At 71.7% G+C, this 26795-nt stretch carries 25 protein-coding genes; 10 read left to right on the top strand and 15 right to left on the bottom strand.

What is annotated here, in order from left to right; all coding sequences use genetic code 11:
* Positions 1 to 87 precede the first annotated feature (87 nt).
* A complete protein-coding gene (locus IM770_RS12755) occupies positions 88 to 1341 on the bottom strand; it encodes an FAD-dependent oxidoreductase (protein ID WP_203581525.1) in 1254 nt (417 codons plus the stop codon).
* A gap of 115 nt (positions 1342 to 1456) precedes the next feature.
* On the opposite strand from IM770_RS12755, the gene IM770_RS12750 reads away from it, so the two are divergent.
* A complete protein-coding gene (locus IM770_RS12750) occupies positions 1457 to 3082 on the top strand; it encodes a peptide MFS transporter (RefSeq protein ID WP_275403161.1) in 1626 nt (541 codons plus the stop codon).
* An 87-nt stretch (positions 3083 to 3169) separates the two neighbouring features.
* Here IM770_RS12750 and IM770_RS12745 read toward each other — a convergent pair whose 3' ends face one another.
* Both IM770_RS12745 and IM770_RS12740 read right to left on the bottom strand, forming a co-directional pair.
* Positions 3170 to 4087: an oxidoreductase gene (locus IM770_RS12745; RefSeq protein WP_203581524.1), complete on the bottom strand. Its 918-nt coding sequence runs from the start codon at positions 4085 to 4087 to the stop codon at positions 3170 to 3172.
* 118 nt (positions 4088 to 4205) lie between these two features.
* On the bottom strand, positions 4206 to 5465 hold the full coding sequence (locus IM770_RS12740; RefSeq protein ID WP_203581523.1) for an MFS transporter: 1260 nt from the start codon (positions 5463 to 5465) through the stop codon (positions 4206 to 4208).
* A 78-nt stretch (positions 5466 to 5543) separates the two neighbouring features.
* Between IM770_RS12740 and IM770_RS12735 the strand changes: the two genes are divergently transcribed.
* Together IM770_RS12735 and purU are read left to right on the top strand one after the other, a co-directional pair.
* Positions 5544 to 5927 (top strand): MerR family transcriptional regulator, encoded by a 384-nt coding sequence (locus tag IM770_RS12735; RefSeq protein ID WP_203581522.1) that lies wholly within the window; start codon positions 5544 to 5546, stop codon positions 5925 to 5927.
* 50 nt (positions 5928 to 5977) lie between these two features.
* Positions 5978 to 6850 carry a formyltetrahydrofolate deformylase gene (purU, locus tag IM770_RS12730; protein ID WP_203581521.1) on the top strand — a complete coding sequence of 291 codons (873 nt, stop codon included), beginning with the start codon at positions 5978 to 5980 and terminating at the stop codon, positions 6848 to 6850.
* Between the two features lie 26 nt (positions 6851 to 6876).
* On the opposite strand, the gene IM770_RS12725 is transcribed toward purU, so the two are convergent.
* The 11 genes from IM770_RS12725 to IM770_RS12675 all read right to left on the bottom strand — a co-directional run bounded on the left by IM770_RS12725 (position 6877) and on the right by IM770_RS12675 (position 18166).
* Entirely contained in the window at positions 6877 to 7635 is a 759-nt protein-coding gene (locus IM770_RS12725; protein ID WP_203581646.1) for an IclR family transcriptional regulator domain-containing protein, read from the bottom strand.
* A gap of 213 nt (positions 7636 to 7848) precedes the next feature.
* Positions 7849 to 9021 carry a thiolase family protein gene (locus IM770_RS12720; RefSeq protein WP_203581520.1) on the bottom strand — a complete coding sequence of 391 codons (1173 nt, stop codon included), beginning with the start codon at positions 9019 to 9021 and terminating at the stop codon, positions 7849 to 7851.
* A gap of 1 nt (position 9022) precedes the next feature.
* Positions 9023 to 9709 carry a 3-oxoacid CoA-transferase subunit B gene (locus IM770_RS12715; RefSeq protein ID WP_203581519.1) on the bottom strand — a complete coding sequence of 229 codons (687 nt, stop codon included), beginning with the start codon at positions 9707 to 9709 and terminating at the stop codon, positions 9023 to 9025.
* The gene (locus IM770_RS12710; RefSeq protein ID WP_203581518.1) at positions 9706 to 10494 is read right to left on the bottom strand and encodes a 3-oxoacid CoA-transferase subunit A; all 789 of its coding nucleotides are present in this window, start codon (positions 10492 to 10494) and stop codon (positions 9706 to 9708) included. Before IM770_RS12710 ends, IM770_RS12715 begins: the two co-directional genes overlap by 4 nt.
* A 294-nt stretch (positions 10495 to 10788) precedes the next feature.
* Positions 10789 to 11190, bottom strand: coding sequence for a 4-carboxymuconolactone decarboxylase (gene pcaC / locus IM770_RS12705; protein ID WP_203581517.1), 402 nt, complete (start codon positions 11188 to 11190; stop codon positions 10789 to 10791).
* Positions 11187 to 12044, bottom strand: a complete 858-nt coding sequence (locus tag IM770_RS12700; protein ID WP_307785452.1) for an alpha/beta fold hydrolase — start codon at positions 12042 to 12044, stop codon at positions 11187 to 11189. The genes pcaC and IM770_RS12700 overlap by 4 nt, the downstream gene beginning before the upstream one ends.
* Positions 12041 to 13459 (bottom strand): lyase family protein, encoded by a 1419-nt coding sequence (locus tag IM770_RS12695; RefSeq protein WP_239066158.1) that lies wholly within the window; start codon positions 13457 to 13459, stop codon positions 12041 to 12043. Before IM770_RS12695 ends, IM770_RS12700 begins: the two co-directional genes overlap by 4 nt.
* Complete coding sequence (gene pcaG, locus IM770_RS12690) at positions 13449 to 14078, bottom strand: protocatechuate 3,4-dioxygenase subunit alpha (RefSeq protein ID WP_203581516.1); 630 nt, start codon at positions 14076 to 14078, stop codon at positions 13449 to 13451. Before pcaG ends, IM770_RS12695 begins: the two co-directional genes overlap by 11 nt.
* Positions 14078 to 14947 (bottom strand): protocatechuate 3,4-dioxygenase subunit beta, encoded by an 870-nt coding sequence (pcaH, locus tag IM770_RS12685; RefSeq protein ID WP_203581515.1) that lies wholly within the window; start codon positions 14945 to 14947, stop codon positions 14078 to 14080. The genes pcaG and pcaH overlap by 1 nt, the downstream gene beginning before the upstream one ends.
* Positions 14948 to 15209: 262 nt before the next feature.
* Positions 15210 to 16121, bottom strand: a complete 912-nt coding sequence (locus IM770_RS12680) for a serine hydrolase (RefSeq protein ID WP_203581514.1) — start codon at positions 16119 to 16121, stop codon at positions 15210 to 15212.
* 68 nt (positions 16122 to 16189) lie between these two features.
* Positions 16190 to 18166: a M13 family metallopeptidase gene (locus IM770_RS12675; protein ID WP_203581513.1), complete on the bottom strand. Its 1977-nt coding sequence runs from the start codon at positions 18164 to 18166 to the stop codon at positions 16190 to 16192.
* A gap of 230 nt (positions 18167 to 18396) precedes the next feature.
* Here IM770_RS12675 and IM770_RS12670 point away from each other — a divergent pair, with 230 nt between their 5' ends.
* From IM770_RS12670 to IM770_RS12660, 3 genes are all read left to right on the top strand, one after another.
* Positions 18397 to 19716 carry an MATE family efflux transporter gene (locus tag IM770_RS12670; protein WP_203581512.1) on the top strand — a complete coding sequence of 440 codons (1320 nt, stop codon included), beginning with the start codon at positions 18397 to 18399 and terminating at the stop codon, positions 19714 to 19716.
* Positions 19717 to 19806: 90 nt separating this feature from the next.
* Positions 19807 to 20868, top strand: a complete 1062-nt coding sequence (locus IM770_RS12665) for a semialdehyde dehydrogenase (protein WP_203581511.1) — start codon at positions 19807 to 19809, stop codon at positions 20866 to 20868.
* Positions 20865 to 22076: an NAD(P)/FAD-dependent oxidoreductase gene (locus IM770_RS12660; RefSeq protein ID WP_203581510.1), complete on the top strand. Its 1212-nt coding sequence runs from the start codon at positions 20865 to 20867 to the stop codon at positions 22074 to 22076. The genes IM770_RS12665 and IM770_RS12660 overlap by 4 nt, the downstream gene beginning before the upstream one ends.
* A gap of 10 nt (positions 22077 to 22086) precedes the next feature.
* Here the strand turns inward: IM770_RS12660 and IM770_RS12655 are convergent, their stop codons facing one another.
* On the bottom strand, positions 22087 to 22746 hold the full coding sequence (locus IM770_RS12655) for a TrmH family RNA methyltransferase (protein ID WP_203581509.1): 660 nt from the start codon (positions 22744 to 22746) through the stop codon (positions 22087 to 22089).
* A 104-nt stretch (positions 22747 to 22850) separates the two neighbouring features.
* Between IM770_RS12655 and IM770_RS12650 the strand changes: the two genes are divergently transcribed.
* Genes IM770_RS12650 through IM770_RS12635 form a run of 4 tightly spaced genes read left to right on the top strand, consistent with a single transcriptional unit; the run spans position 22851 to position 26689 of the window.
* Positions 22851 to 23999: a PP2C family protein-serine/threonine phosphatase gene (locus tag IM770_RS12650; protein WP_275403160.1), complete on the top strand. Its 1149-nt coding sequence runs from the start codon at positions 22851 to 22853 to the stop codon at positions 23997 to 23999.
* Positions 23996 to 25957, top strand: coding sequence for a glycosyltransferase family 2 protein (locus tag IM770_RS12645; RefSeq protein ID WP_203581507.1), 1962 nt, complete (start codon positions 23996 to 23998; stop codon positions 25955 to 25957). Before IM770_RS12650 ends, IM770_RS12645 begins: the two co-directional genes overlap by 4 nt.
* Positions 25954 to 26286, top strand: coding sequence for an STAS domain-containing protein (locus IM770_RS12640; RefSeq protein WP_203581506.1), 333 nt, complete (start codon positions 25954 to 25956; stop codon positions 26284 to 26286). The genes IM770_RS12645 and IM770_RS12640 overlap by 4 nt, the downstream gene beginning before the upstream one ends.
* Positions 26276 to 26689 (top strand): ATP-binding protein, encoded by a 414-nt coding sequence (locus tag IM770_RS12635; protein ID WP_203581505.1) that lies wholly within the window; start codon positions 26276 to 26278, stop codon positions 26687 to 26689. The genes IM770_RS12640 and IM770_RS12635 overlap by 11 nt, the downstream gene beginning before the upstream one ends.
* Positions 26690 to 26795: the final 106 nt, after the last annotated feature.

The raw sequence follows: 26795 nt of genomic DNA, 5'->3' as shown, positions 1-26795 counted from the left end.
TGCTGCAGTTTCCTGCGACTGCTGCGTCGCGCGACGGCGCGGTTGCAGGAAAGTGCAGCAGGCGCATCGGCCGACAGGGCCGCGCCGTCAGCCGCGCAGCCGCGCGAGCCGGGGTGATTCCGGCGCGAGGCGCTCCGCGACCGCCACGGCCGAGAGGATCGCGCTCTCGTGCGAATCCGCGTCGGCGGTGTACAGGCCCGCGAGCGAGATGCCGTGGCGCCCCTGCAGCGGGCGCAGCCGGCGCTGCGCGTCGAAGTATTCGGTGTCGATCAGCCCGTGCCGGTAGGTCGCCGTGGCGTAGAGCGGCTGCGGCAGCTCGTCGTCGAAGGTCACCCAGCTCTTGAAGACGTCGATGCCGCGCGAAGGGCTCCAGATCGACAGTGCGCTGTGCGAGGCATCCGTCCGCACGTTCACGACCGACCACGCGGACCGGTCTCGCGGCATGAGACGGCGGTCCCCGTGGATGGCGATCGTGGTGTCGAAGTACCGGAAGCGCGCCAGCTGCGCGGTCAGCTCGGCGAGCTCCGGCAGCGGAGCGAGCAGGTCATGCGCCGTGCGCGCGTCGCACGCCAGGACGACATGGTCGAACGCTTGCCGCGTCCCCGCGACCTCGACGAACAGCGTGCCGTCGGCATCGCGGGTGACGGAGCCGACGTCGGAGCTCGTGTGCAGGCTCGCCCGCTCGAGCGAGGCGACGAGCGCGTCGACGTAGCCGCGGAGTCCGCCCGGGATCTCGCTCTGCGCGGGCGGCCGCAGTCCCCGCGGGAGGTTCGCGCCGAGGTAGTACAGCGCGTTGTACGCGGCGAAGCGGCGGAACTCCGCGAGGTCGACACACCAGAACGCCAGCAGCAGCGGGAACAAGAAGTCGTCGACGAACGCGCGGGGCAGCCGTTCGCGCTCGACGTACTCGGCGATGGTCACCGAGGTGTCGTGCTCCGCGAGGAACGCGGGCAGCCGCGACAGGAAGGCGCGGAAGCGGGCGAGGTGGATGATCGCGCGCGGCGTGAGGGAGGACCACACCGGACGACCCCGCCGGAACGGCGGCATCGCCACGGCGCGCGAGCCGTCGGCGCGAGAGACCGTCAGCGTCGCCGGGTACGTCTCGCGCGGCACCGCGAGCTCGTCGAGCAGCCGGTTGAACGTCGCGTACCCGGCGCTGCGCGCGAAGAACTGGAACCCGGCGTCGACCCCCAACGGCCGGCCGCCGACCTCGATGTCGACGGTGTGCGCATGGCCGCCCAGGCGGTCGTCCTTCTCGAAGAGCGTGACCTCGTGGTGCTGCTCCAGCAGCCAGGCGCACACGAGCCCTGCGGCGCCCCCGCCGATGATGCCGATCCGCATGTGCGCGCCGTCCTGTCGAGCCTGCGCTCAGACTAGGGCCTGCGGGCGAGGGTCTATCGCGCGCGCGGGACCCGTCGCTAGCCTGACCACTACCGGGGGCGACGGGAGCAGGCGCATGGACGGGCGTGATCAGGGCTTTCAGGACGGCGACGGGGCTCGGAGCGGCAGGGGCGGCGAACCCGAGCAGGTGCCCGTGGGGCCGCCGGACGGCGCCACCGCCGCGGCGGATGCCACGAGGACCGGAACGGTGGCGGCGAAGAGCGGGACGGATGCCGCGGGCACCGCGGCGCCCGACGACGGCGCCGACCACGACACGAGGTTCTTCGGCCAGCCGTGGGCGCTCGCGCACATCTTCGGCGTGGAGATGTGGGAGCGGTTCAGCTTCTACGGCATGCAGGGCATCCTGCTCATCTACATGTACTACTCGGTCGCCGAGGGCGGCCTCGGCATTCCCGAGGCGACGGCGACCGGCATCGTGGGCGCGTACGGCGGCACGGTGTACCTGTCGACGATCCTCGGCGCGTGGGTGGCCGACCGACTGCTCGGCTCGGAGCGCGTGCTCTTCTACAGCGCCTGGGTCATCATGGCCGGGCACATCGCGCTGGCGCTGCTGCCGAGCGTGTGGGGCCTCGGCGTCGGCCTGATCCTCGTCGCGGTCGGATCGGGTGGCCTGAAGGCCAACGCGACCGCCGTCGTGGGAACCCTCTACTCCGCGAAGGATCCGCGTCGCGACGCGGGCTTCTCGCTGTTCTACCTCGGCATCAACCTCGGCGCCTTCCTCGGGCCGATCGTGACCGGCTTCCTGCAGAGCAACGTCGGGTTCCACTGGGGCTTCGGCGCGGCCGCCGTCGGGATGGCGATCGGCCTCACCCAGTACTCGTTCGGCCGCAAGCAGCTGCCCGCCTCGTCGCGCGTCGTGGCGAACCCGCTGCCCGCGAACCGCCGTCTGATGATGATCGGCGTCGGTGTCGCCGGGCTGCTGGTCATCGTCGCGCTCGTGCTCACCGGAGTCATCCGCGCCGACAACCTCGCCGGCATCGTGATCCTCGTGACGCTCGCCGCGACGATCGCCTACTTCTCGGTGATCATCTCGTCACGGGCGATCAGCGGCGACGACCGCTCGCGGGTGATCGGCTTCATCCCGCTGTTCATCGTCAACGTCGGCTTCTGGTCGCTGTACCAGCAGCAGTTCACGGTGCTGACGATCTACTCCGACAAACAGCTGGACCGCGTGATCCTCGGGTGGGAGATGCCGGTGTCGTGGGTCAACTCGATCAACCCGATCTTCGTCATCATCCTCTCCGGCGTCTTCGCCGCGATCTGGACCAAGCTCGGCGACCGCGCACCGTCGGCACCCGTGAAGTTCGCACTCGGCGCGATGATCATGGGCGTCGCGTTCCTGCTGTTCCTGCCGTGGGCCAACGGTGCGCCGAACTCGACGCCGCTCCTCGCGATCGTCCTGATCCTCCTCGTCTTCACGATCGCCGAGCTCTTCATCTCGCCCCCGGGCCTCTCGGTCACGACGAAGCTCGCGCCGCAGCGCTTCCACACGCAGATGGTGGCGCTGTACTTCCTGTCGATCGCTCTGGGCACCGCCATCGCCGGCTGGCTCGCGCAGTTCTACGACCCCGAGAACGAGATCCCGTACTTCACCATCCTCGGCGGCATCGCGATCGTGCTGGGCCTCGCGCTCCTCGCCGCGGTCAAGCCGGTGCTGAAGCTCATGCGGGGAGTGCGTTAGGGATGAACCAAGGGATCGCCCCAGGGAAGGGGCCGAAGTGGCCACGACGTCACTGTCGATTCCAGCCGGCCTTCAGTGGATGAACAATCAAAGTGAGATCGGCACGCTCGTCTCGGCCTCGGAGAACGCCCACAGCTTCTCTATCGCCCGGCGGCGGCCGAGCCGCAGCACCGGCACCCGTACAGCTCGGCCCGTGTTCATCCACCGCGGTCCGTAGAACTGGCCGCCGCGGGCGGAGGGGTCGGTCGCGGCTCGGATCTGCGGCATCGCGCCCTCGCTCGCGGGCATGCCCCGTCGCGCCGCCGTGCCCGCGAAGAAGGCCGCCATCCGTCCACCGCCCCCCTCGCGGACCGTGCGGGTCTGAAGGTCGGTGTGCGAGAGGCCGGGGTGGGCGATGAGGCTCTGCGCGCGGACCCCCGCGTCGCGGAATCGTGCGTCGAGGCCCAGTCCGAAGTGGTAGTTGGCGAGCTTGGCGTTGCCGTAGACGAGCCACGGCTGATACTTGCCTCGGCGATAGGGATTGTCGAGGTCGATCGCGCGCCCGAAGTGATGTGCTGTCGAGGTCACCGTCACGACCCGGGCTGCGGGAGCCGCGAGGAGCGACGGGAGCAGCAGCGCGGTCAAGGTCCAGTGGCCGAGATGGTCGATGCCCAGCTGCATCTCGTAGCCGTCCTCCGTCGTGCGCTCGGGCATCGCCATGACACCGGCGTTGTTCACGAGGATGTCGATCGACGGATGCGTCGCCGCGATGTGCTCCGCAGCCCGCTTGACCGATGCCTGGGATCCGAGGTCGAGCTCGACCAGCTCGAGCGAGGCGCCCGGTGTCTCGGCGCGTATCTGCTCGAGCGCTTCGGCACCTTTCTCCAGGTCGCGGACGGCCGACACGACGTCCGCGCCCTTGGCGGCGAACGCCTTCGCGGTCTCGAGTCCGAGTCCCCCGTTCGCACCCGTGACGACGGCCACGCGGCCGTGGAGGTCGGGGATCGAGTCGCGCGTGTAGACCATGGTCCTCAGGCTAGGGCGCGGTGCTCAGGCGCGTGGGGTTCCTGCTGCGCGGGCGGGAGCTCGGGCGCCGGCACCACGCGCCCGACGACGCCGACGAGCTCATCGATCCCGTCGAAAGTCATGCGCCTCGAGCGGCGGTCGGGGTGGACCGACGCGGCGTCGACCCACTCAGCCCCCGCCGCGCGCTGAGCCCCGCGCCGAGGGCCGTCAGGGCCGCCGCGACCAGCACCACCACCGCCGACACCGCCATGTTCGCGGTCGGACCGTACGTCGCGGTGAGCTGGCCGCCGGCCCACGAGCCGCCCGCGATGCCCACGTTGAAGAGCACGACGATCGACGCGCTCGCGAGGTCGCGGAGGCGATCGGATGCCGCGCGCATGAGCGCCGTCTGGATCAGCGGGAACATCGCTCCCGTGCCGGCGCCCCACAGCGCGAGCGCCACGACCACGACCGGCGTGACGTGCGGCAGCAGTGCGAGGGCCGCGTACGCGGCGACGAAGACGATCAGCGTGGCGGTGAGCGCCGTGCGGGGGAACCGGTCGGCGAGGGTGCCCGCGACCGCGACGCCGGCGATGCCCGCGGCGCCGAAGACGAACAGGAGCGCACTCGCCCACCCGTCCGCGATGCCGGCGGACTCGGCGAGGTAGGGCCGGATGTAGACGAACGCGAGGAACTGCGCGAGCCCGATGAGAAGACCCCCGAACCCATACGCGAGGAGCGGCGGGATCGACCGGTCGTGACGCAGCGAGGCGCGCTCCCCCGCCGGGACCGGCACCACGACCGAGCGCGGAAGCCTGCGGACGACGACGGCCGCGAGCACCAGCATCCCGATCCCCATCACCGCGAACGACACGCGCCAGCTCGAGAGCTGGGCGAGCGCCGTCGCCGCGGGGAGGCCGAGCACCGTGGCCGCCGTGCCGCCGCCGGTGACGAGGGCGAGTCCCTTGCCCAGCTGCGCTCCGGACAGCAGCGAAGTCGCGTAGACGATCACGATGGCCCAGAACACGCCGTGCGCGAGCGCGGCCACGACCCGGGTCGCGAAGGCGACCTCGTAGCTCGGCGCGAACGCCGTCACCACGTTCGCGAGCGCGAACACCGCGAGCGAGACGGCGACGACGATGCGCCGGTCGATCCGCCGCGTGGCGCGGGTGAGCGGGATGCTCGTGCCGATCACGACGAGCGCCCACACCGAGACGAGCAGGCCGATGCGGAGCGGGTCGACACCGAGGTCGGCGGCCATCTCGGGCATGAGTCCGGCGGGCAGCGACTCGGCGGTGACGGTGACGAACACGCCGAGCGAGAGCAGGAGCAGAGCGCCGAGGGGGAACCGGGAAGCGGGCGGTGCGGGAAGGACGAGGGGGGCCGTGGACGTTGTCATGGAGCGAGGCTAGAGTTTGACATCAATGTCAATGTCAAGCCTTGACGCGCAACACGACGACATCGGGAACGAGGCGGGATGAAGATCGGCGAACTCTCCGAACGGACGGGCATCCCCGCGAGGATGCTCCGGTACTACGAGCAGCAGGGGCTGCTGGCCTCCGAGCGATCGGCCAACGGCTACCGCAGCTACGACGAGTCCGACGTCGGGCGCGCGACTCGCGCACGCGGTCTGGTGCAGTCCGGCCTCTCGACGCGGCTGGCGAAGGTCGTCCTCGATGTCGAGCGGCAGTGCGCGATGGCGGCGCCGACGTGCTCGCGTGAGCTGGCCGAGATGCTGGCGACCGAGCTCGCCGCGCTCGAGGACCGGCTCGCGTGCCTCACCAAGAGCCGCGACGCCGTGGCGGAGTTCCTCCAGCTCACCCGCAACGGCGACCTGCTGCGCGGCGCGAACGCGGCGTAGCGGCATCCGCCCCATTCGTCGGTCGCCCGCGGACACGGCAGAATCGAACAATGGCCGCGCCCCAGCTGAACCCCGATCACGCCTGCCTCATCGTCCACGGCAGCGACCGCCCGGGAATCGTTGCCGCGGTGTCGGCGATGATCACGCGCATCGGCGGCAACATCGTGGCGTTCGACCAGTACTCCGACAACCCCGAGGGGGGCGCGTATTTCCAGCGCGTCGTGTTCCACCGGCCCGGTTTCGCGGCCGAGCGCCCGCACATCGAGGACGAGATCGCGCAGACTCTCGCCGGCTTCGAGCTGGAGTGGTCGCTCACCGATCAGTCGACCCCCAAGCGCATGGCGATCCTGGCGTCGAAGCAGGACCACTGCCTGCTCGACCTGCTGTGGCGGCACCGCCGCGGCGACCTGCCGGTTACCGTGCCGATGGTGATCTCGAACCACACCACCTCGGCCGATGACGTCCGCTCGTTCGGCGTGCCGTTCTTCCACGTCCCGGGTGTGCCCGGCCCCGACAAGTCGGCGTCCGAGGCGAAGATCCTCGAGCTGCTGCGCGGGAACGTGGACTTCGTCGTGCTCGCTCGCTACATGCAGATCCTGTCGGGCGACTTCCTCGCCCAGCTCGGCGTGCCCGTGATCAACATCCACCACTCGTTCCTGCCGGCCTTCATCGGCGCCGAGCCGTACAAGAAGGCCAAGGAGCGCGGGGTCAAGCTCATCGGCGCGACCTCGCACTACGTCACCGACGACCTCGACGAGGGCCCGATCATCGAGCAGGACACCGTGCGGGTCACCCACGCCGACTCGGCCGCCGAACTCGCCCGTCGCGGCGCCGACGTCGAGCGCCAGGTGCTGTCGCGCGCCGTGCTGTGGCACGCGCAGGACCGCGTGATCCGCCACGGCAACCACACGATCGTGTTCTGACCGCCGGTGCCCCGCCGCGGCCGCGCTCAGACCAGGCGCAGCTCGGCGTCGATCGCTTCGGCGGTGCGGCGCAGCGGCGGCAGGTACTCGTTCACCACGTGGTCGACCGAGTCGCGCGTCGCGCTCGTGGAGACGTTGACGGCTGCCACGACGGCGCCCCGGCGGTCGTGCAGCGGCACGGCGACGGACCGCAGCCCGGGTTCGAGCTCACCGTCGACGAGCGCCCACCCCTGCTGCGCCACGCGGGCGAGCTCCGCCCGCAGGTCGTCGGCGTCGGTGATGGTGCGCTCGGTGAGCGACGGGAGAGCGGATGCCGCGAGCAGCGCGTCGCGCGCGGCATCCGGCATCCCTGCCAGCAGCACGCGACCCATCGACGTCGCGAACGCCGGGAACCGCGTGCCGATCGTGATGCGGACGCTCATGATGCGCCGGGTGGGCACGCGCGCGATGTACACGATGTCGCCGCCGTCGAGGACGGCCGCCGAGACGCTCTCGTCGACCTCGCGCGACAGTCGCTCGAGGTGGGGCTGCACGACCTCGGGGATCGACAGCGCCGAGAGGTAGCTGAAGCCGAGCTCGAGCACGCGCGGCGTCAGTGCGAAGGTGCGTCCGGTTCCTGCGCTTGTCGAAGGGCGCACGTAGCCGAGCTCCTCGAGGGTGCGGAGGAAGCGGCCCGCCGCGGCGCGGGTGATCTCGGCGCGACGCGCGACCTCGCTCAGAGTCAGTTCGGGGTGCTCGGCGTCGAACGCCCGGATCACCGCGAGCCCGCGGGCGAGGGACTGCACGGTCTCGCCGGCGCGACTCGCGCCGTCGGTGGCCGCGCCAGCGGCATCGGCGCGGTCGGCGGGCGAGGTCACCGGCTCACCCTATCCGTCCGCCTGGGGCGCTCGCCGCGGGCACGGGCGGCGCGACTGCTGCAGTCTCCTGCGAGCGCTGCGCGGATAACCGCAGCGCGCGCAGGAACGTGCAGCACTCGGGCCCACGCCGGCGTCCACACCTCAGCGCTCGAGCACGACGGCGAGGCCCTGCCCCACGCCGATGCAGATCGCCGCGACCGCGACGCCGCCGCCGCGCCGGGCGAGCTCGTGCGCGGCATGGCCGATGATGCGGCCGCCCGAGGCACCCAGGGGGTGCCCGATCGCGAGCGCGCCGCCGTGGATGTTGACCCGCTCGGGATCCAGGCCCGACCAGCCCTTGATGTCGGCGAGCGACTGCGACGCGAAGGCCTCGTTGAGCTCGACCACGTCGACGTCGGCCCACGTGCGACCCGCGCGGGCCAGCGCCTTGTTCGCCGCCTCGATCGGAGCCAGGGGGAACTGGTCGGGGTCGACACCGTGCGCGGCGCGCGCGGTGATGCGGGCCAGCGGCTCGCCGGGCAGGGCGCCCTCGCGGCCGAGCAGCACCGCCGAGGCGCCGTCGTTGATGGGCGACGAGTTGCCGGCGGTCACGCGGCCCTCGCCATCGGCGGCGAACAGCGCCTTCAGGCCCGCGAGCTTCTCGACCGACGTATCGTCGCGGATGCCCTCGTCACGCGCCAGCTCGGCACCCGGCACCTGCACGATCTCGCCGTCGTAGACCCCCTCCGCCCAGGCCTTCGCGGCCAGGCGGTGCGAGCGCACGGCGAACTCGTCCTGCGCCTCGCGCGAGATGCCCTGCTCGCGGGCGATCTTCTCGGCGGACTCGCCGTTCGAGATGGTCCAGTGCTTCGGCAGCCTCGGGTTCGTCATCCGCCACCCGATCGACGTGTTCCACAGCGTCTGGTTGCCGACGCTGGGCCACGGCCGCGGCGACTTCTCGACGACGTACGGCGCACGGCTCATCGACTCCACGCCGCCCGCCAGCACGATGTCGGCGTCGCCGGCGTCGATGGCGCGCGAGCCCTGGATCACCGCCTCGACGGACGACGCGCACAGCCGGTTGACCGTGACGCCCGGCACGGTCGTCGGAAAGCCGGCCAGCAGCGCGCCCATGCGCGCGACGTTGCGGTTGTCCTCCCCCGCCTGGTTCGCGTCGCCGAAGATCACGTCGTCGATCCGCGCAGGGTCGAGGCCGGTGCGCTCGATCATCGCCCGCATCACGACGGCGGCGAGGTCGTCGGGGCGCACCCCCGCGAGCGCGCCGCCGGCGCGGCCGAAGGGCGTGCGGACGGCGTCGTAGACGTAGGTCGCCATGTCATTCACCTTCCCGGGTGCCGGGGGCCGCGGCATCCGTCAATTCCAGGCCCGTCAGCTCGGCGAGGAGCTCGAGGGTGTTGTCGCCGAACGCCTCGCGCACCGCGAAGCCCTCGGGTGTGATGTCGAAGACCGCGTGATCGGTGTAGACGCGGGTGACGCACCCGACGCCGGTGAGCGGGTAGGTGCACGCCTCGACGAGCTTGGACTCGCCGGTCTTGGTGAGCAGGTCGGTCATGACGTACACGTTCTTGGCCCCGATGGCGAGGTCCATCGCCCCGCCGACGGCGGGGATCGCGCCGGGTGCGCCCGTGGACCAGTTGGCGAGGTCGCCGCCCTGCGACACCTGGAACGCTCCCAGTACGCAGACGTCGAGATGGCCCCCGCGCATCATGCCGAACGAGTCGGCGTGGTGGAAGTACGCGGCCCCGGGCAGCGCGGTGACGGGCTGCTTTCCGGCGTTGATGAGGTCGGGATCGATCTGCCCGCGCTCGGGCGACGGTCCCATGCCGAGCATGCCGTTCTCGGTGTGGAGGATGATCTCCTGGTCGCCGGGCAGGTAGTCCGCGACCAGCGTGGGCGCGCCGATGCCGAGGTTGACGTACGAGCCCTCCGGGATGTCTTGCGCGACGCGGGCCGCGAGCTGTTCGCGGGTGATGCGCGTCGCCGGCGACGTGTCGGTACTCACTGGTCGGTCCCCTCTCCGGTCGCTGAGCGGTTCCCGGTCGCTGAGCCTGTCGAAGCGTCCGCGAGCGGGCGGCCTTCGATGTCCACGCCCCCGACGAAGCTGCCGTCGTCGAGCCAGGAGCGGTGGCCGACCGCGACGACGCGGTCGACGAAGATGCCGGGGGTCACGACGGACTCGGGGTCGAGCGAGCCGAGGGGGACGATCTCGTCGACCTGCACGATCGTGGTCGTCGCCGCGGACGCCATGATGGGTCCGAAGTTGCGCGCCGTCTCACGGTAGACGAGGTTGCCCCAGCGGTCGGCGCGGTAGGCGCTGACGAGCGCGACGTCGGCCTTGATCGGGTACTCCAGCGCGTATAGGCGGCCGTCGATCACGCGGATCTCCTTGCCCTCGGCGAGCTGGGTGCCGACGCCCGTCGGCGAGAAGAACGCGCCGATGCCGGCGCCCGCCGCGCGGATGCGCTCAGCGAGGTTGCCCTGCGGCACGAGCTCCAGCTCGATCTCGCCGGCTCGGTACAGCCCGTCGAAGACCCACGAGTCGTGCTGGCGCGGGAACGAGCACAGGATCTTGCGCACGCGCTTCTTGGCGAGCAGGGCGGCGAGGCCCACATCGCCGTTGCCGGCGTTGTTGTTGATGATCGTCAGATCGCTCGCGCCCTGGGCGATGAGGGCGTCGATGAGCTCGACGGGCTGACCGGCCCGCCCGAAGCCGCCGATCATGATGGTCGCCCCGTCGCGGATGCCGGCGACGGCCTCCTCGACCGAGCCCACGGTCTTGTCGATCACGTACTCGCCTCCTTGCTGTTCGCTCTGCGAACACATGTACGCTCTGCGGTTCAGCTTACGCGCATCGCAGGCGTTGCGGAAGCCTCACCATGCAGCCGGAGCCGCCGCAGCGGCGGGCACCGCCCCCCGACGCCCGCCGCGGCCCGCCTCGTGGTCTTCGGAGCACCCGCGGCCGCAGCATCCGTCGCCCTCACAGTCTTTGCGAGATCAGGCGATCTGGCCGAGGCGAGACGATCTGCGGCGAAACGTCCTGTGTTCGCCAGATCAGGAGGTTTCGAAGAGACGTGGCCGCGCTCAGGACTCCTCGGCGAACACGTCCTTCGCGATGCGGAAGGCGGTGTTCGCCGCGGGCACGCCGCAGTAGAGGCCGGCCTGCAGGATCACTTCCTTGATCTCGTCGACCGTGAGGCCGTTGCGCCGCGCGGCGCGCAGGTGCATCGCGAGCTCCTCGTGATGCCCGAGTGCGATGAGGGCGGTGAGCACCGCGACCGACCGCGACCGGCGGTCGAGCCCCGGGCGCGACCAGACGTCGCCCCACGCGACGCGCGTGATGAAGTCCTGGAAGTCGGCGGTCAGCTCGGTGGTGTTCGCGACCGCACGGTCGACATGGGCGTCCGACAGCACCTCGCGCCGCACCACCATTCCCTGGTCGTAGCGCTCCTCGTCGGTGAGGCCCTCGCCGTCCGGGCGGCTCACGCGGCACGCTCCGCGGAGACGGTGGCGAAGAACTCGAGCAGCGCCGTGGCCGTCGCAGCCGGGGCGTCGGCCGGAGCCAGGTGCGAGGCATCCGGAATCCCGATCGACTGACCGCGCTGCACACCGTCGGCGATCTCGCGAGCGGATGCCTCGGGCGTGACACCGTCGTGATCGCCCCAGACCGCGAGCACCGGGGTGTCGATCTCGCCGAGTCGATCACGCACGTCGAAGCCCGCGAGCGCCTCGCAGCACCGGGCGTAGCTCTCGTCGTCCGTGTCTTGCAGGACATGGAGGAGCCGACCGGTGAGATCGGGATCGCGCTCGATCGACCCGGGCGCGAACCAGCGCTGCGCCGACCCGATGATGAGGCTCGAGGTGCTCTGCGCGCGCACTTGCGCCGCACGCTCGTGCCAGCCGTCGGGCGTCCCGATCGCGGCGCCCGAGCAGATGATCGCCGCCGCCGGAACGCGGTCGCCGTGCCGCAGCAGCAGCTCGAGGCCGACGGCACCGCCGAGCGACACGCCCGCGTAGTGGAACGGGCCGTCGATCGCGTCCGCGACGGCGTCGGCGAGCTCCGCGATCGTGAACGACTCGATGGCAGCCGGTGCGGCGCCGTGACCGGGCAGGTCCCACGCGACGACGCGGTACCGCTCGGCGAGCGCCGGGACCACACGATCCCACAGCAGCGTCGACGTGCCGAGCGACGGCCCGAGCACGAGCAGCGGCGCCTCTCCGCCCGCGCCGGCCCCTGAGCCCGCGCCGGCCCCTGAGCCCGCGCCGGCCCCTGAGCCGGCGGTCCCTGAGCTCGTCGAAGGGCCGACCGGCGTGGTGAGAGAGATGGCGGGGACGGTCACACGTTCTCCTCGGGGTCGAGGCGGGGGCTTCGGGGCGGGGCGACGGCGTCGTCGACGAGGCGTCCCGCGAGGCCCGTGTATCGGGCGGGGTCGAGCAGGTCGGCGACGAGGGAACCTGGGGAGGTCCCCCGCTCGGCGGCCAGCGCGACGACCCCCGGCAGGGCGACGAGTGCGTCGGCCAGGTCGGCCCCGCCCGCGGCATCCGTCACCAGCTCCGACACCCGCGACACGCCGACCACCGGGCCGAGCACGATCGAGAGCCGCTCGGCCACGATCAGGCCGCCGGTCGACGCGAGGTTGCGCTCGACCGCGTCGGTGTCGACGTGCAGGCCGGCCATGAGCGACGCGGCGTGGGCGGTTGCGCCCAGTGCGAGGCGCAGCAGCTCGCGGAGCGCGGGCCACTCGGCGTGCCACGCGCCGTCGGGGCGCTCGTCGGCGGCGAGCGCCGACGCGAGATGGAGGGTGGCGCCCAGCTGCGGGGCACGCAGCGCGGCGGAGCGGATCAGCACGGATGCCGCCGGGTTGCGCTTCTGCGGCATCGCCGACGATCCGCCGCCCGAGCCCTCGGCGAGCTCGCCGATCTCGGTGCGGCTGAGCGTCGCGACGTCCGTCGCGATCTTGCCGACCGCGTCGATCGCCTGCACGAGGGCGTCGCCCAGCTCGGTGACGGGCCAGCGGTTCGTGTGCCACGGGGCGTCGGGCACCGCGAGTCCGAGCTCACGCGCGAACACGGCGGGAAGGGCGGTTGCGGCATCCGTCCCCGCGATCTCGGCGAACGACGCGAGCGTGCCGGCGGCTCCGCCGAGCTGCGCGGGGAGCGCGCGCTCGATGGCCTCGATGCGCTCCTTCGCGCGGATCACGCCGCGCAGCCACCCGGCGGCGCGCAGGCCGACGGTGGTGGGGACCGCGTGCTGCGTCAGGGTACGTGCCGCCGCGACCTCGTCGCGCCGCGAGCGCGCCAGCGAGCGCAGCGAGACCTCGGTGTGCGCGAGCGCGGCCGCGATGCGACTGGTCGCCGTGCGCGCGACGAGCATCGTGGCGCTGTCGACGATGTCCTGACTGGTCGCACCGCGGTGCACCCAGAGGCGGGCGTCCTCGCCGACGCGCCCCTTGAGCAGGCCGACGAGCGGGATCACCGGGTTGCCTCCAGCGACGGCGGCCGCGGCCAGCGCCGCGAGGTCGACGCCGTGGTCGGGGCATCCGCGCAGTCCGCCCTCCCAGCCGAACTCGGTCTCGATCTCGTCGACCGCCTCCGTCGGGGCGGCGCCGATCTCGGCCCAGGCGCGCGCCAGCGCGACCTCGGCCGTCACCAGGGCGTCGAGGTACGCGGCATCCGTCACCGTCTCGTCGTGACCGACGGTCACCGGCGAGAGCAGGCCCTCATCGACTGCGGGCCGGTCACGGTCAGAAGGCAAGGAACACGGTCTCCTTCTCGCCCTGCAGGTGGATGTCGTGGTGCAGGTTGCCGTCCGGCAGGCGCGTCGCGATGAGCGTAGCGCGCTCGTCGTCGTCGAGCGAGGACAGCAGCGGGTCGGCGGCGAGGAGTTCCTCGTGCTCGGGAAGGTAGATGCGGGTCACGAGCTTGTCGGGGAGCCCGCGCGCGAACACGATCACCGAGTAGAACGGCGCGCGGCCGTCGACGGGGCCGGGGTTGCGGGTCCAGAACTCGTAGCGGCCGACGTCGGTGGTCGCCGAGCGGCCGAAGCCCGTGAACGAGTGGTCGTCGCGTCGGAACGCACCGTGCGCGCGCGGGATCTCGCCGTTCTCATCGGCGCTCCAGATCTCGATCACCGAATCGGGGATCGGGGCGCCGGCGCCGTCGAACACCGTGCCCCCGAGCACGATCGACCCCGCGCTGTGGGGGAAGACCACCTGGTGCTTCTTCTCGTAGTCCAGGCCGAAGGCGAAGAACGGGCCGACCGTCTGCCCGCCGGTGGGCTCGTGCGTCTTCGGACCGAGGTCGCGGGTGGTGCGGGTCGCACCCTCGCCGGCGGTCGAGCTTCCCCCACCGGTGGTCGAGCTCGTCGAAACCATCAGTGCTCTCCTTCTTCCGGCTCGAACCAGGTCGCGTCGGGGCCGTCGACCACGATGTCGAAGCGGTAGCCCATCGAGAACTCCGGCACCGACAGGTCGTGGTCGTACTGGCCGATGAGGCGGTCGCGATCCTTCTGACGCCAGATCGTGTTGTAGATCGGGTCGAGCGGGAACAGCGGGTCGCCCGGGAAGTACATCTGCGTCACGAGGCGCTGGGTGAAGCCCGTGCCGAAGATCGAGAAATGGATGTGCGCGGGGCGCCACGCGTTGACGTGGTTCTTCCACGGGTAGGCGCCGGGCTTGATCGTCGTGAACTTGTAGTGCCCGTCGTCGTCGGTCACGGTGCGGCCCGCGCCCGTGAAGTTCGGGTCGAGCGGCGCGGGATGCTGATCGCGCTGGTGGATGTAGCGCCCGGCGGCGTTGGCCTGCCAGAGCTCGATGAGCTGGTTCGCGAGCGGCCGGCCCCACGAGTCGAGCAGACGTCCCTCGACCGTCATCCGCTCCCCCTGCGGCTCACCGAGGTGCTGCAGAGTCAGGTCGGACTCGATCGCCGCGACGTCGCGCTGGCCGAAGGCCGGCGACCACAGCTCGATCGTCTCGGGGTCGACGAGCTTCGGGTTCTTCGTCGGATGGCGCAGCAGGCTCGACCGGTACGGCGGGAAGTCGTGGAGGCTGATGTTGAGCTTCTCGCCGGCCGCCTCGCGCCGCGCGGCGGCGGCGTGATAGTCGACGATCTCCTGCGTGATCTCGTTCTGCGTCAGCTGGTCGGGGGACGCCAGCCGCGACTCGGGGGCCGCCGCGGTCTGCTCGAGCACCACCGACGACGAGAACGCCTCCTCGCCCCGGGGATCGGGCTGGGTCGCGGTCATAGAGGTCTCCTTCGACGACTCGGGTCGTCCCAGGGTCGCACCGCGCGGCACCAGCGGCGGTCGCGATTCCCACCCAGTGGAAATGACGGATGCCGCGGCCCCCGGCATCCGTCAGCTCTCAGTGGTGCTGCGGACCAGGTCCCGACCGCTGCGAAGGGACAGCTCGTCGCTGAGCTGCGGGGAGCTTCCCCACGCCTCATCCACCGGCCGCACCTTCGCCCAGAAGACGGATCCGGCGCGGAACCCCGCCGGCGCCGGCGACTCAGAACACGTACTCCATGAGGTCGGTGCCCAGCACGCGGAACGCCTCGTGCGCGCGCAGGCGGTGCGAGATCGACAGGTCGTCGAAGCACACGATGAGCGCGTACGACACCCCGGCCCGCGGGCCGGCCAGCACGCCCGCCTCGACCCGGATGCCGGCATCCCGCCCCGTCTTGTTGATGAAGAGCAGGCCGTGCTCGTCGTTCTCGTGCGAGAACGGGTCGAGGCCGGTGGCGGACGCCACGAGCGAGAGGTCGTGGTTGAGGCTCAGCCACTCGGCCACCTGGGCGCTCACGCTCGGCGAGACGACCTGCGAGTTCACGAGTGCCGCGAAGACCTGGGCGAGCTCGCGGGCCGAGCCGAGGGCGAAGTGCGGCGCGTCGTCGGGGCCGCGCTCGTCGCGGAAGCGATCGAGCAGCGCCGAGCGGGCGAGCCCGAGGTCTTCGATGCGGGCACGCACCGAGGGAAGCCCCACTCGGCGCAGCAGCGCGTTGGCGGCGAGCGCGTCGCCGGTCGACGCTGTGAGCACGGCGAGGTCGACGAGGGGCAGGGCGGGCGCCTTCAGGTGCTGCCACACTCCCCCGACGCCGACGGGCTCCATGTGCGCGCGATCGATGATCTCGAGCGGCTCGAGCCGCCCCGACTCGAAGGCGGCGGCGACCTCGATGAGCAGCGGCACCACGCCGAGCCCCGCGACCGGCAGGGTCACGAAGTCGTCGCCCGAGAGCACCGACGTGCCGCGGTCGAGGTCGGTGATGCGCACCGAGATCTTGGCGCCGGACGCGGCGAGGTCGTCGAGCGCCTTCAGCGTCGACGTGAATGAACGGCGTCCGGCTGCTGCCCTCTTCGGCAGCCGGCGCCCGGTGCTTCGTCGCGCCCCCCGCAGCGACTCGGCGTCCTTTCTGGGCTCCATGCCCACGGAGTTTCCTCTCCTTATGCTGTGGTTGCGGGGTCACCCGGGCCGCCCAGGCGGCCCGGACCTCACCAGATGGTGACGCGCTGGTCCTCGTCGAGCCAGAGAGCGTCCGACTCGGTCACTCCGAACGCATCGTAGAACGCGTCGATGTTGCGCACGATCTGATTGCACCGGAACTCGTTGGGCGAGTGCGGGTCGATGGTGAGCAGACGGATGGTCTCGGCATCCCGCCCCTTCTGCTGCCAGATCTGCGCCCAGCTGAGCAGCAGGCGCTGGATGCCGGTGAACCCGTCGATCTCGGGCGCCTCGGCCGGCTCACCGTCGGCACCGAGGGAGAGCTCGTAGGCGCGGATGGCGATGCCGAGCCCGCCCAGGTCGCCGATGTTCTCGCCGATCGTGAGCGCGCCGTTGACGTGGTTCTCTTCGGCGAGGCCTTCCGGCACGAGCGCGTCGTACTGGGCGATGAGGCTCTTGGTGCGCGCCTCGAAGGCGGCGCGGTCGTCGTCGGTCCACCAGTCGCGCAGCGACCCGTCGCCGTCGAAGCGGCTGCCCTGGTCGTCGAAGCCGTGACCGATCTCGTGGCCGATCACCGCACCGATGCCGCCGTAGTTCGCGGCCGCGTCGCGCTCGGCGTCGAAGAACGGGTACTGCAGGATCGCGGCCGGGAACACGATCTCGTTCATCAGCGGGTTGTAGTACGCGTTCACGGTCTGCGGCGTCATGAACCACTCGTCGCGGTCGATCGGCTGACCGACCTTGGCGAGCTGGCGGTCGTGCTCCCACACGTGCGCGCGGCGCACGTTGCCCACGAGGTCTTCGGCGTCGATCTCGAGCGTGGAGTAGTCCTTCCACTTCACCGGGTACCCGATCTTGGGGGTGAACGACCCGAGCTTGGCGAGCGCTCGCTCGCGGGTCTCGGGGCTCATCCACTCGAGCTCGGCGATCGACTGCCGGTACGCCTCGATGAGGTTGCCGACGAGCTCGTCCATCGCGTGCTTCGCTGCCGGCGGGAAGTGCCGCTCGACGTAGACGCGGCCGATCGCCTCGCCCATCGCCGCCTCGGTCAGGCTGACGCCGCGCTTCCACCGCTCGCGGTTGACGGGAACTCCGGTGAGCTGCGTGCCGTAGAAGCCGAAGTTCTCGCTGACGAACTCGTCCGAGAGGAACGGGGCCGCCGAGTGCACGACCGCGAACCGCAGCCACGCCTTCCAGTCCTCGAGGCGGTCCTCGACGAGCAGCGCGCCGAGTCCCTCGAAGAAGCTCGGCTGGTAGACGTTGATCTCGGCGAACGCGTCGGCGTGGTCGGGCGCGGCAGCGTCGCGCCACGGCGCGAGGTCGACGCCGACGAGCTCCTGCACGTCGTCCCAGGTCTTCAGGTTGTAGGTCTTCACCGCGTCGCGGCTCGCGACGTTGTCCCAGTGGTGCGTGGCGATCTCGGTCTCGAGGGCGACGATGCGATCGGCGGATGCCTCGGCCTCGGCCACGCCTGCGAGCTCCAGGATCCGCTGCACGTGGGAGCGGAACGCGATGCGCGTCTCCTGGAAGTTGTCGAGGCGGTAGTAGCTCTCATCGGGCAGCGACAGCCCGCCCTGGATGAAGAACGGCACGTACCGCTGCGGGTTGCCCGGGTCGGGCTCGATGTAGAGGTGGATGAGGGCGGCGATGCCTTCGCGCTCGAACTCGCCGATCGTGCGCAGGAAGGAGGGGATGCTGTCGACCGCCTCCGCGCGCGCCAGCACGTCGGCGAGCGGCGCGGCGCCGAGCTGCTCGATGCGCTCGGTGTCCATGAAGCTGGTGTAGAGATCGCCGATCTTGCGGGCCTCGGTGCCGGACTCGGCCTGCTGCGATTCCTCGATGATCGCGTGCACGTCCTTCTCGGCCTGCTCCGCGATGAGGTGGAACGAGCCCCACCGCGCCTTGTCCTCGGGGATCTCGGTCCTCTCCAGCCAGCTGCCGTTGACGTGGCGGAACAGGTCGTCCTGAGGGCGGATCTCGGCGCTGAGTTCCTCGAGCGCGAGACCGGAGCGGGGGGCATCGGTCATGCGTTCCAGGTTAGCCGTCCCAAACCTGGGCGACTCTCGGAAGCGGGCCCGGGAGGGGGCTGTTCGACGCCCGTGACGACATCGTGATGTAGCCGTCGCTCCTCATTTGAGGATCGTTGCCGGATTGCGGAGGCCGCAGTCGCGATCGGTCCGCATCTCGGCTCACGTCCTCATTTGAGGATCGACGGATGCCGCCGCCCGGCGTCGGCCCCACCTCCTAGGCTCGGAGGGTGACGACCGACACCCTGAACCGCGACATCCTGCGGCTCGCGGTGCCGGCGCTCGGCGCTCTGATCGCCGAGCCGCTCTTCCTCATCGTCGACTCGGCGCTCGTCGGTCACCTGGGCGTGGAGCCGCTGGCCGGGCTCGGCATCGCGTCGGCGGTGCTGCAGACCATCGTCGGGCTCATGGTGTTCCTGGCCTACTCGACGACGCCCGCCGTGGCCCGCCGCTTCGGTGCCGGCGATCCCACGCGGGCCGTGTCGGTGGGCATCGACGGCATCTGGCTCGCCCTCGGCATCGGCGCGGTGCTGGCCCTCGTCGGATACGCGGCGACGCCGTTCCTCGTCGGGCTGTTCGGCGCGACCCCCGAGGTCGCGCAGCAGGCCGAGATCTACCTCGGCATCTCGATGTGGGGGCTGCCCGCGATGCTCGTGGTGTTCGCCGCGACCGGGCTCCTGCGCGGCATGCAGGACACGGTGACGCCGCTCTGGATCGCCGGACTGGGGTTCGCGGCCAACGCGCTCCTCAACTGGGCGTTCATCTACGGGCTCGGGTGGGGCATCGCCGGCTCGGCCGTCGGCACCGTCGTCGCGCAGTGGGGCATGGTGGCCGCGTACGCGGTCGTCGTGGGCCGGCTCGCACGCCGGCATGAGGCATCCGTCCGCCCTCAGCGCGAGGGTCTGCGCGGCTCGGCGCGCTCGGGAGGCTGGCTGTTCCTGCGCACCGTCTCGCTGCGCGTCGCACTGCTCGCGACCGTCGCCGTGGCGACGGGTCTCGGCACCGTCGAGCTGGCCGGCTGGCAGGTGGCGTTCACGATCTTCTCCACGGCGGCGTTCGCGCTGGACGCTCTCGCCATCGCCGCGCAGGCGCTCATCGGCAAGGGGCTGGGTGCCGAAGACACGGGGCTCGTGCGCCGCGTGCTCGGCCGCACCGTCGCATGGGGCGCGTGGTTCGGCGTGATCACCGGCGCGCTGATCGGGGCGCTGTCGGGCGTGATCGGCCTGCTCTTCACCGGGGACCCCGGCATCGCCACGCTCGTGCAGCCCGCGCTCATCGTGCTCGCGATCGCGCAGCCCGTGTGCGGCATCGTGTTCGTGCTCGACGGCGTGCTGATCGGCGCCGGCGACGCGCGGTATCTCGCGATCGTGGGCGTGCTGAACCTCGTGCCGTTCGTGCCGGCGCTGGCGCTCGTCGCGTGGCTGCACCCCGTCGGCGCCGCGGGGCTCGCGTGGCTCGCGGTCACCTTCTTCGGCGTCTACATGCTCGCCCGGCTGGTCACCCTGGGGTGGCGCGTCCGCGGCTCCGCCTGGTTGACCGTGGGCGTCTGACGCCGGGTCTCGCTCCGACGTATCACGCGCGCAGCCGACCGCTCCTGGGTCACATGGCGTCCGACCGCGGCCGCCGGAAGGAGCTTCCCCGTGCCTGGCACCGGAACATTCGCGTTCACCGTCCACCCCCGCGCACGTCTGAGCGAAGACCTCGCTCGGGTCTGGCGGCCGCTGGGCCTCGTGCCGGAGCCGGTCTACGACGCCGCGCTGCGCCGCCTGCCCCTGCCGCCCGTGAGGATGGCGGGCGTGCAGATCGGCGGCGAGCGCGTGGGCCACGTCGTACTGGTCCCGTTCGGCGCGCGCCACCTCCTCTCGGACATCCCGGGCGGGCGCCGACGCGTGAGCCGCGCGGTCGATCGTGCTGCCGCGCTCGGCGCGGACGTCGTCGGACTCGGCGCCCTCACCGCGACCGTGACGGCGGGCGGGGCCTCGCTGCGCGGGCGCTCCGACATCGGGGTGACGAACGGCAACGCGTTCACGGCGGCGATCGTCGAGGACCAGATCCGGATGCTGCTCCCCCACGTCTCGGCTCGCAGCACGCGTCCGCACATCGCGATCGTGGGGGCGAGCGGCAGCGTGGGCACGGCGGTCACGAAGCTGCTCGCCCGCGACCCCGGCGGCGCCCGGCTCACTCTCATCGCCCGCACCGCCCCGCGGCTGCAGGCGCTCGCGGACTCGGTCGCCGGCGACGTGCAGGCGGACGTCGCACTCTCGATCGACGCCGTGCGCGACGCCGACCTCGTCGTGCTGCTCACCGCCTCGGCCGACACGCTGCTCGGTCCCGACCACCTGGCGCCCGGCGCGATCGTGCTCGACGCGACCCAGCCGCGCAATACGTCGCCGGGCCTCGCCACGGCACGGCCGGATGTGCTCGTCGTCGACGGCGGCATCGTCTCGATCCCGAGCCTTCGCCTCGTGGGCGGCGACATCGGCCTGCCGGACGGCCGCTCCTACGCCTGCTTCGCCGAGACGGCGATCCTCGCCCTCACCGGCCACCTGGGCCACTTCTCGATCGGCAACCCCACGCTCGAGCAGATCGACGCCGTCCGCAGCCGGGCGGCCGAGCTCGCCGACCTCGGCTTCCGGGCGGCCGACCCGACGAGCTTCGGCGCGCCGGTCGCGCTCGAGCGCCACGCGGCGGTGATCGCGTGAACCGCGTGGTGCTGCTGGGCGGAGGCTACGTCACGCTCCACGTGTACGCGACGCTCGCGCGTCGCACCGCGGCGCAGCTGCGCAGCGGCGAGCTCGAGATCGTCGTGGTCTCTGCCGACACCGCCCACCGCTTCCACGGGTTCACCGGCGAGCTGGTGGCCGGCATGATCGGCCGCGATCGCGTGGCCACTCCCCTGGCGGAGGCGATGCCGCTCGCGCGCATCATCGAGGGCCGCGCGGTGAGCATCGACGCCGCCCGCCAGACGGTGTCGTACCGACGCGGCGATGCCGACCAGGTCGAGACACTGGGCTACGACCACCTCGTGGTCGGCACCGGCGCCCGAGAGCCGGTCGCGGACGTCGCCGGCCTCGCAGAGCACGGTCATGCACTCCGCGGCCCCGACGAGATCGCGGCGCTCGCCGACCACCTCGCGACTGTTCCCGGTACGCCGGTCGTCGTCGCGGGCGGCGGGATCGCCGGCGTCGAGCTGGCGGCGGCCATCGCCGATCGGGGGCACCCGGTGACCCTCGTCCACTCCGGCGACCGGATCGTCCCCGAATGGGCCGATCAGCCCCGCCTGGTGGCGCGCGCCGCCGCCGAGCTCGATCGGCTCGGCGTGCGGGTGTGGACCGGAGTGCGGCTCACCGAGGTCACTCCCGCCGCGGCCCTCCTGTCCGACGGCTCGTCGCTCGCCACGGCGACGGTCGTCGCCACCACCGGACAGCGACCCGTGCAGATCCCCGGGCTCGACCCCTGGCGCGACGAACGCGGTCGGCTGCTCACTCAGCCGACCCTCGCCGTCCGGTACGGCGTGTGGGCGGCCGGCGACGGCGCCCGCGTCGAGCATCCCGTCACCGGCGCGCCCGTACCGGCGAACGCCCTGTGGGCCATGAAGGGCGGCGACCACGTCGGCCGCGCGATCGCGCGGCGGCTGAGCGGACGCTCGGCGCGGCGCTTCACCTACCGCGGGCTCGGGCGCGCGGCGTCGTTCGGCTTCGGCCGCGGCATCTCCGAGCTCTACGGCGTACCGTTCACCGGAGCGATCGCGTGGATGCTGCGGCTCGGCTTCTTCCTGCGCTTCATGCCGTCACCGGCACGGGCGGCGGGCGTCGTGGCCGACCTGTCGCGCTTCGCGTTCACGCCGCGGCGTCGCGTCTCGGCGACCGCGCCGGAGCCGACCTCGGGAGCAGCCCTGACCCCGGCCTGATCGGCGCGGCTCAGGCCCAGCGGCGGCACCACTCGTACATGACGACCGCGGCGGCGGCGCTGGCGTTGATCGAGCGTGTCGAGCCGTACTGCTCGATCTGGACGGTTCCGGATGCCGCGCCCAGCGCCTCCGGCGACAGCCCCGGCCCTTCCTGCCCGAAGAGCAGCACGCAGGCCTCGGGCAGGACGGCGTCGGGGAGCGGCAGCGAGCCGTCGACGTTGTCGATCGCGATGATCGGCAGGGATGCGGCATCCGCCCACTCGGCGAACGCTTCGACGGTCTCGTGGTGGCGCACGTGCTGGTAGCGGTCGGTGACCATGGCTCCGCGCCGGTTCCAGCGGCGCTTGCCGATGATGTGCACCTCGGCGGCGAGGAACGCGTTCGCGCTGCGCACGATCGAGCCGATGTTCATGTCGTGCTGCCAGTTCTCGATCGCCACGTGGAAGGCGTGGCGGCGGGTGTCGAGGTCGGCGACGATCGCGTCCATGGTCCAGTACCGGTAGGCATCGACCACGTTGCGGGCATCACCGCGGGCGAGCAGCTCGCGGTCGTAGCGCTCGTCGTCGGGCCAGGCGTCGGGTCCGCCCGGCCACGGGCCGACCCCCACCGGCGGCGTCGGCTCGGCGGACTCGACGGGCTCTCGGGACTCGTCGGGTTCTGGCGCGGTCACCGGCCCAGGCTATCCCGGGGGGACGAAGGCCCCGGATGTCAACGGCTCGACCCCTGGGCCGGTCCGTGACCATACTGGAGTCATCGTGACGACCGGGGGGTCTGTTGTTCGACGACGAGAAGCGTCAGCGCGCCATCGAAGCACTCGGGGTTCTGGACACCCCACCGGATGAACGTGTGGACAGGGTCGCACGTCTCGCGCAGGAGATGTTCGGCGTGCCCATGGTGAGCGTCACGCTCATGGACGGCGACCGGCAGTTCCGCAAGGCGGAGATCGGCCTGGGCGGCCGCGAGGCGCCCCGCAAGGACTCGTTCTGCGACGTCACCATCCGGCAGGAGGGCACGCTGGTGGTGGAGGATGCCGCGGCCGACGCCGCGTTCGCCCAGAATCCGTTCGTCATGGGCGACCCGCACCTGCGCTTCTACGCCGGCCACCCGCTGCAGGCGCCGGGCGGCGAACAGGTCGGCACGCTGTGCATCATCGACACCGAGCCCCGTACGCTCGACGAGCGCGGCCGGTCGCTGCTGCGCGAGCTCGCGCTGTGGGTGCAGGCCGAACTCACCGACGCCGACGAGCTCGACCACGCGACGGTGGTGCAGCGGGCGATGCTTCCTGCTCGCACGCCGACCGTGCCGGGGTACACCCTCGCCGCCGCGGCGGCCCCGGCGGGCCACCTGCTCGGCGACGTCTACGACTGGCAGCTGCTCGACGGACGCCTTCGCGTCGCCCTTGCGGACGTGATGGGCAAGGGCGCCGGCCCGGCGATCATCGCGTCCGCCGTGCGAGCCTCGCTTCGCACCGCCCCAGAGCGCGATCTCGCCACGGCGATGGGCGAGATCGACCGCATGCTCGAGGACGACATCGGCGGATCGAACATCTTCGTCACCGCGGTGGCCGCCGACATCGACGTGGCCACCGGCGCGGTGGAGTTCGTCGATGCGGGCCACAGCCTCGCGTTCGTGCTCCGCGCCGGCGGCGACTGGGCACCGTTCCACTCGACCGGCCTGCCGCTGGGCATGGGGTTCGACGAGACGCGCACGACGTCTGCGGCGCAGCTCGAGCCGGGCGACGTCTTCATGGTGTGCAGCGACGGACTGCTCGACATCCTGGATCCGGCCGATCCGTTCCGCCATGTGCACGACGCCATCCGCAGCCTCGGCCCCGACGGCGCCGCGCGGGAGGCGACGCGGCTCGCCGCCGAGCGCGGAGCGCCGGACGACGTCACCGTCCTCGTCGTGAGGAGGGACGCATGACCGCGCGGTTCGTGTGGATCCGCATCCTGGCGCTGCTGTCGGTGCTGCTCGGCGTCAACTACATCGCGTGGCGGTGGCTGGACTCGGTGAACTGGTCGGCCTGGTGGATCGCCGTGCCGCTCGTGATCGCCGAGACCTACAGCCTCATCGACACGTTCCTGTTCTCCATCACGATGTGGCGCGCGCGCGAGCGTCCCGCTCCGGTCTCGCCGCCCGAGGGCACCGTCGACGTGCTCATCACCACGTACAACGAGCCCGTCGACATGGTGATCGCGACGGCGCGCGCGGCGAAGGGCATCGCCTACCCCCACCAGACGTGGATCCTCGACGACGGCGCGCGGCCCGATATGGCCGCCGCGGCCGCACAGCTCGGTGTCGGCTACATCACCCGATCGACGGAGTGGGACGGCAAGCCGCGCCACGCCAAGGCCGGCAACCTGAACAACGCACTGTTCCGCACCGAGGGCGAGTTCCTGCTGATCCTCGACGCCGATCAGGTGCCCGATCCTCTCATCCTGCACCGCACCCTCGGCTACTTCGCGGACGACCCCGAGGTCGCCCTCGTGCAGACGCCGCAGTGGTTCGTCAACGTGGACGACGCCGACCCCCTCGGCAGTCAGGCTCCGCTGTTCTACGGCCCGATCCAGCAGGGCAAGGACGGCTGGAACGCCGCATTCTTCTGCGGCTCCAATGCCGTCCTGCGTCGCGACGCGCTGATGCAGCTGGGCATCGTCGGCTACGTCCGCAGCCTCGAGCAGTCCACGGCGCGCACCCTCAAGGCGTCGGAGTCGCTGCTCGCCCACGCGGCCCGCGACCGCGCTGCCGACCCGGCGGTGCGGCAGCAGCTGCGGTTGCTGCGCGGCGAGGTCGCGCAGGCGCGGGTGCGCCTCGACGACGGCGAGCCCATCGCCGACGTCACGTATCGCGTGCAGTCGGCCGTCGACACGGCGTCGCGCGAGCTCGTGCGCGGCGACCTCGCGCAGCTTCGTGCGGACCTCGCTTCGATCGGAGAGCTGCCCGTGCAGCGCGACGCCGAGCTCGACGCGATCGTGATCGACGACGCGGGACTCGACGCGCTCGCCGCCCGCGAGCTCTCGCCCCTCGGGGCAGTGGAGTCGGTGTCGGGGCTGCTCGAGGCGCTGCGAGTGGACCGACCCGACGAGGCGCAGCCCGTGCAGCCGATGGCCACGATCTCGGTCACCGAAGACATGGCGACGGCGATGCAGCTCCATGCCCTGGGGTGGCGCAGCGTCTACCACCACGAGATCCTGGCGCACGGCCTCGCGCCCGAGGATCTCCGCACGATGCTGACTCAGCGCCTGCGCTGGGCGCAGGGGACGCTCCAGGTCATGCTGCGCGACAACCCCCTCGTGAAGAAGGGCCTGTCCGCCGGTCAGCGCCTGATGTACTTCGCGACGATGTGGAGCTACCTGTCGGGTTTCACCGCGATCGTCTACCTGGCCGCGCCGGTCATCTACCTGGTCTTCGGGGTGATGCCGGTCACCGCCTGGAGCCTCGACTTCTTCGCGCGCTTCCTGCCGTACTTCATCGTCAACCAGCTGCTGTTCCTCGTCGTCGCACGGGGCCTCAAGACGTGGCGGGGCCAGCAGTACTCGCTCGCGCTCTTCCCCGTGTGGATCAGGGCCTGCACGTCGGCGTTCTCGAACGTCGTCCTGAAGCGCCCGCTGGGGTTCGCCGTGACCAGGAAGGACGGCCGCGACGAATCAGGACCGCCCTGGCGTGAGATCTGGCCGCAGCTGACCGCCATCGCCATCCTCGTCGTCGCCCTCGTCATCGGGCTCGCCCGTCTGGCGGTGGGCACGGCCGACGGCACCGGCACGCTCGTGATCACCGTGTGGGTGATCTACGACCTGGTCGTCCTCAGCGTCATCATCCAAGCCGCGCTGTACCGCGGGCCGCGGCGGCCCGCCGTCCCCGAGCCCGAGGAGGCTTCGTGAATCTGATCGTGATACCCGGCGACACCTTCTCCGTGGTCCGCCCCGAAGGCCGCCTGACGGCGACCTCTGTGCCGCGGTTGCGCAAGGCCGTCGACGACCTCGTCGGCGGCGGCTCCGCCCGCATCGTCGTCGACCTCTCGGCCACCGAGTTCGTGGACTCGTCGGGCCTCGGCGCGCTGATCGGCGGACTCAAGGCGGCGCGGCTGGCCGGGGGCGACCTGCGGATCGCCGCAGCCTCGGAGCCTGTCCGCAAGGTGCTGAAGCTCACCAACCTCGACCGGGTGCTGCGCGACCACCCCACACCCGAGTCGGCGTTCGATGGCGGCTGAGCCGGACGTGCGACTCGAGGGCCTCGCGGACGCGACGCTCATCGACCGTGTGCACGAGGCGCTCGACGAGCTGCTCGCGCACACCGCCGGCATGGACGACGAGGACGCCACGCTGTTCCGCCTCGCCGTGAGCGAGGTGGCGACGAACGTCGTGGCACACGCGCTCGCCCGCGAGCCCGTGCACGTCACCGTCGAGCTCGGCGCAGACGACGACTCGCTGTCAGCGGTGTTCACCGACACGGCCGACCCGGCGCTGATCGACCTCCACACCGTGTCGATGCCCGGGGCCGACGCCGAGTCGGGCCGCGGTCTCGCCATCGCGCTGGCGGCGCTCGACGAGCTCCAGCACGAGACGGATGCCGGGAACGTGTGGCGTCTGCGCCGCGCGCGCCGCGCCCGCTGACGAGAACCCACCGGGTGGGCGCCGCCCCACGCTCCGCTCCCGACCGGCAGAGACCTTCACCGGCGCCTCCCGTACTTTTCGGTACGCCGAAAACGAGCTATGGTTT

Source organism: Microbacterium hibisci (genome assembly GCF_015278255.1).
GTDB lineage: Bacteria > Actinomycetota > Actinomycetes > Actinomycetales > Microbacteriaceae > Microbacterium > Microbacterium hibisci.
The sequence above is the reverse complement of the archived record's forward strand: the minus strand, read 5'-3'. Positions and strand labels throughout refer to the sequence as shown.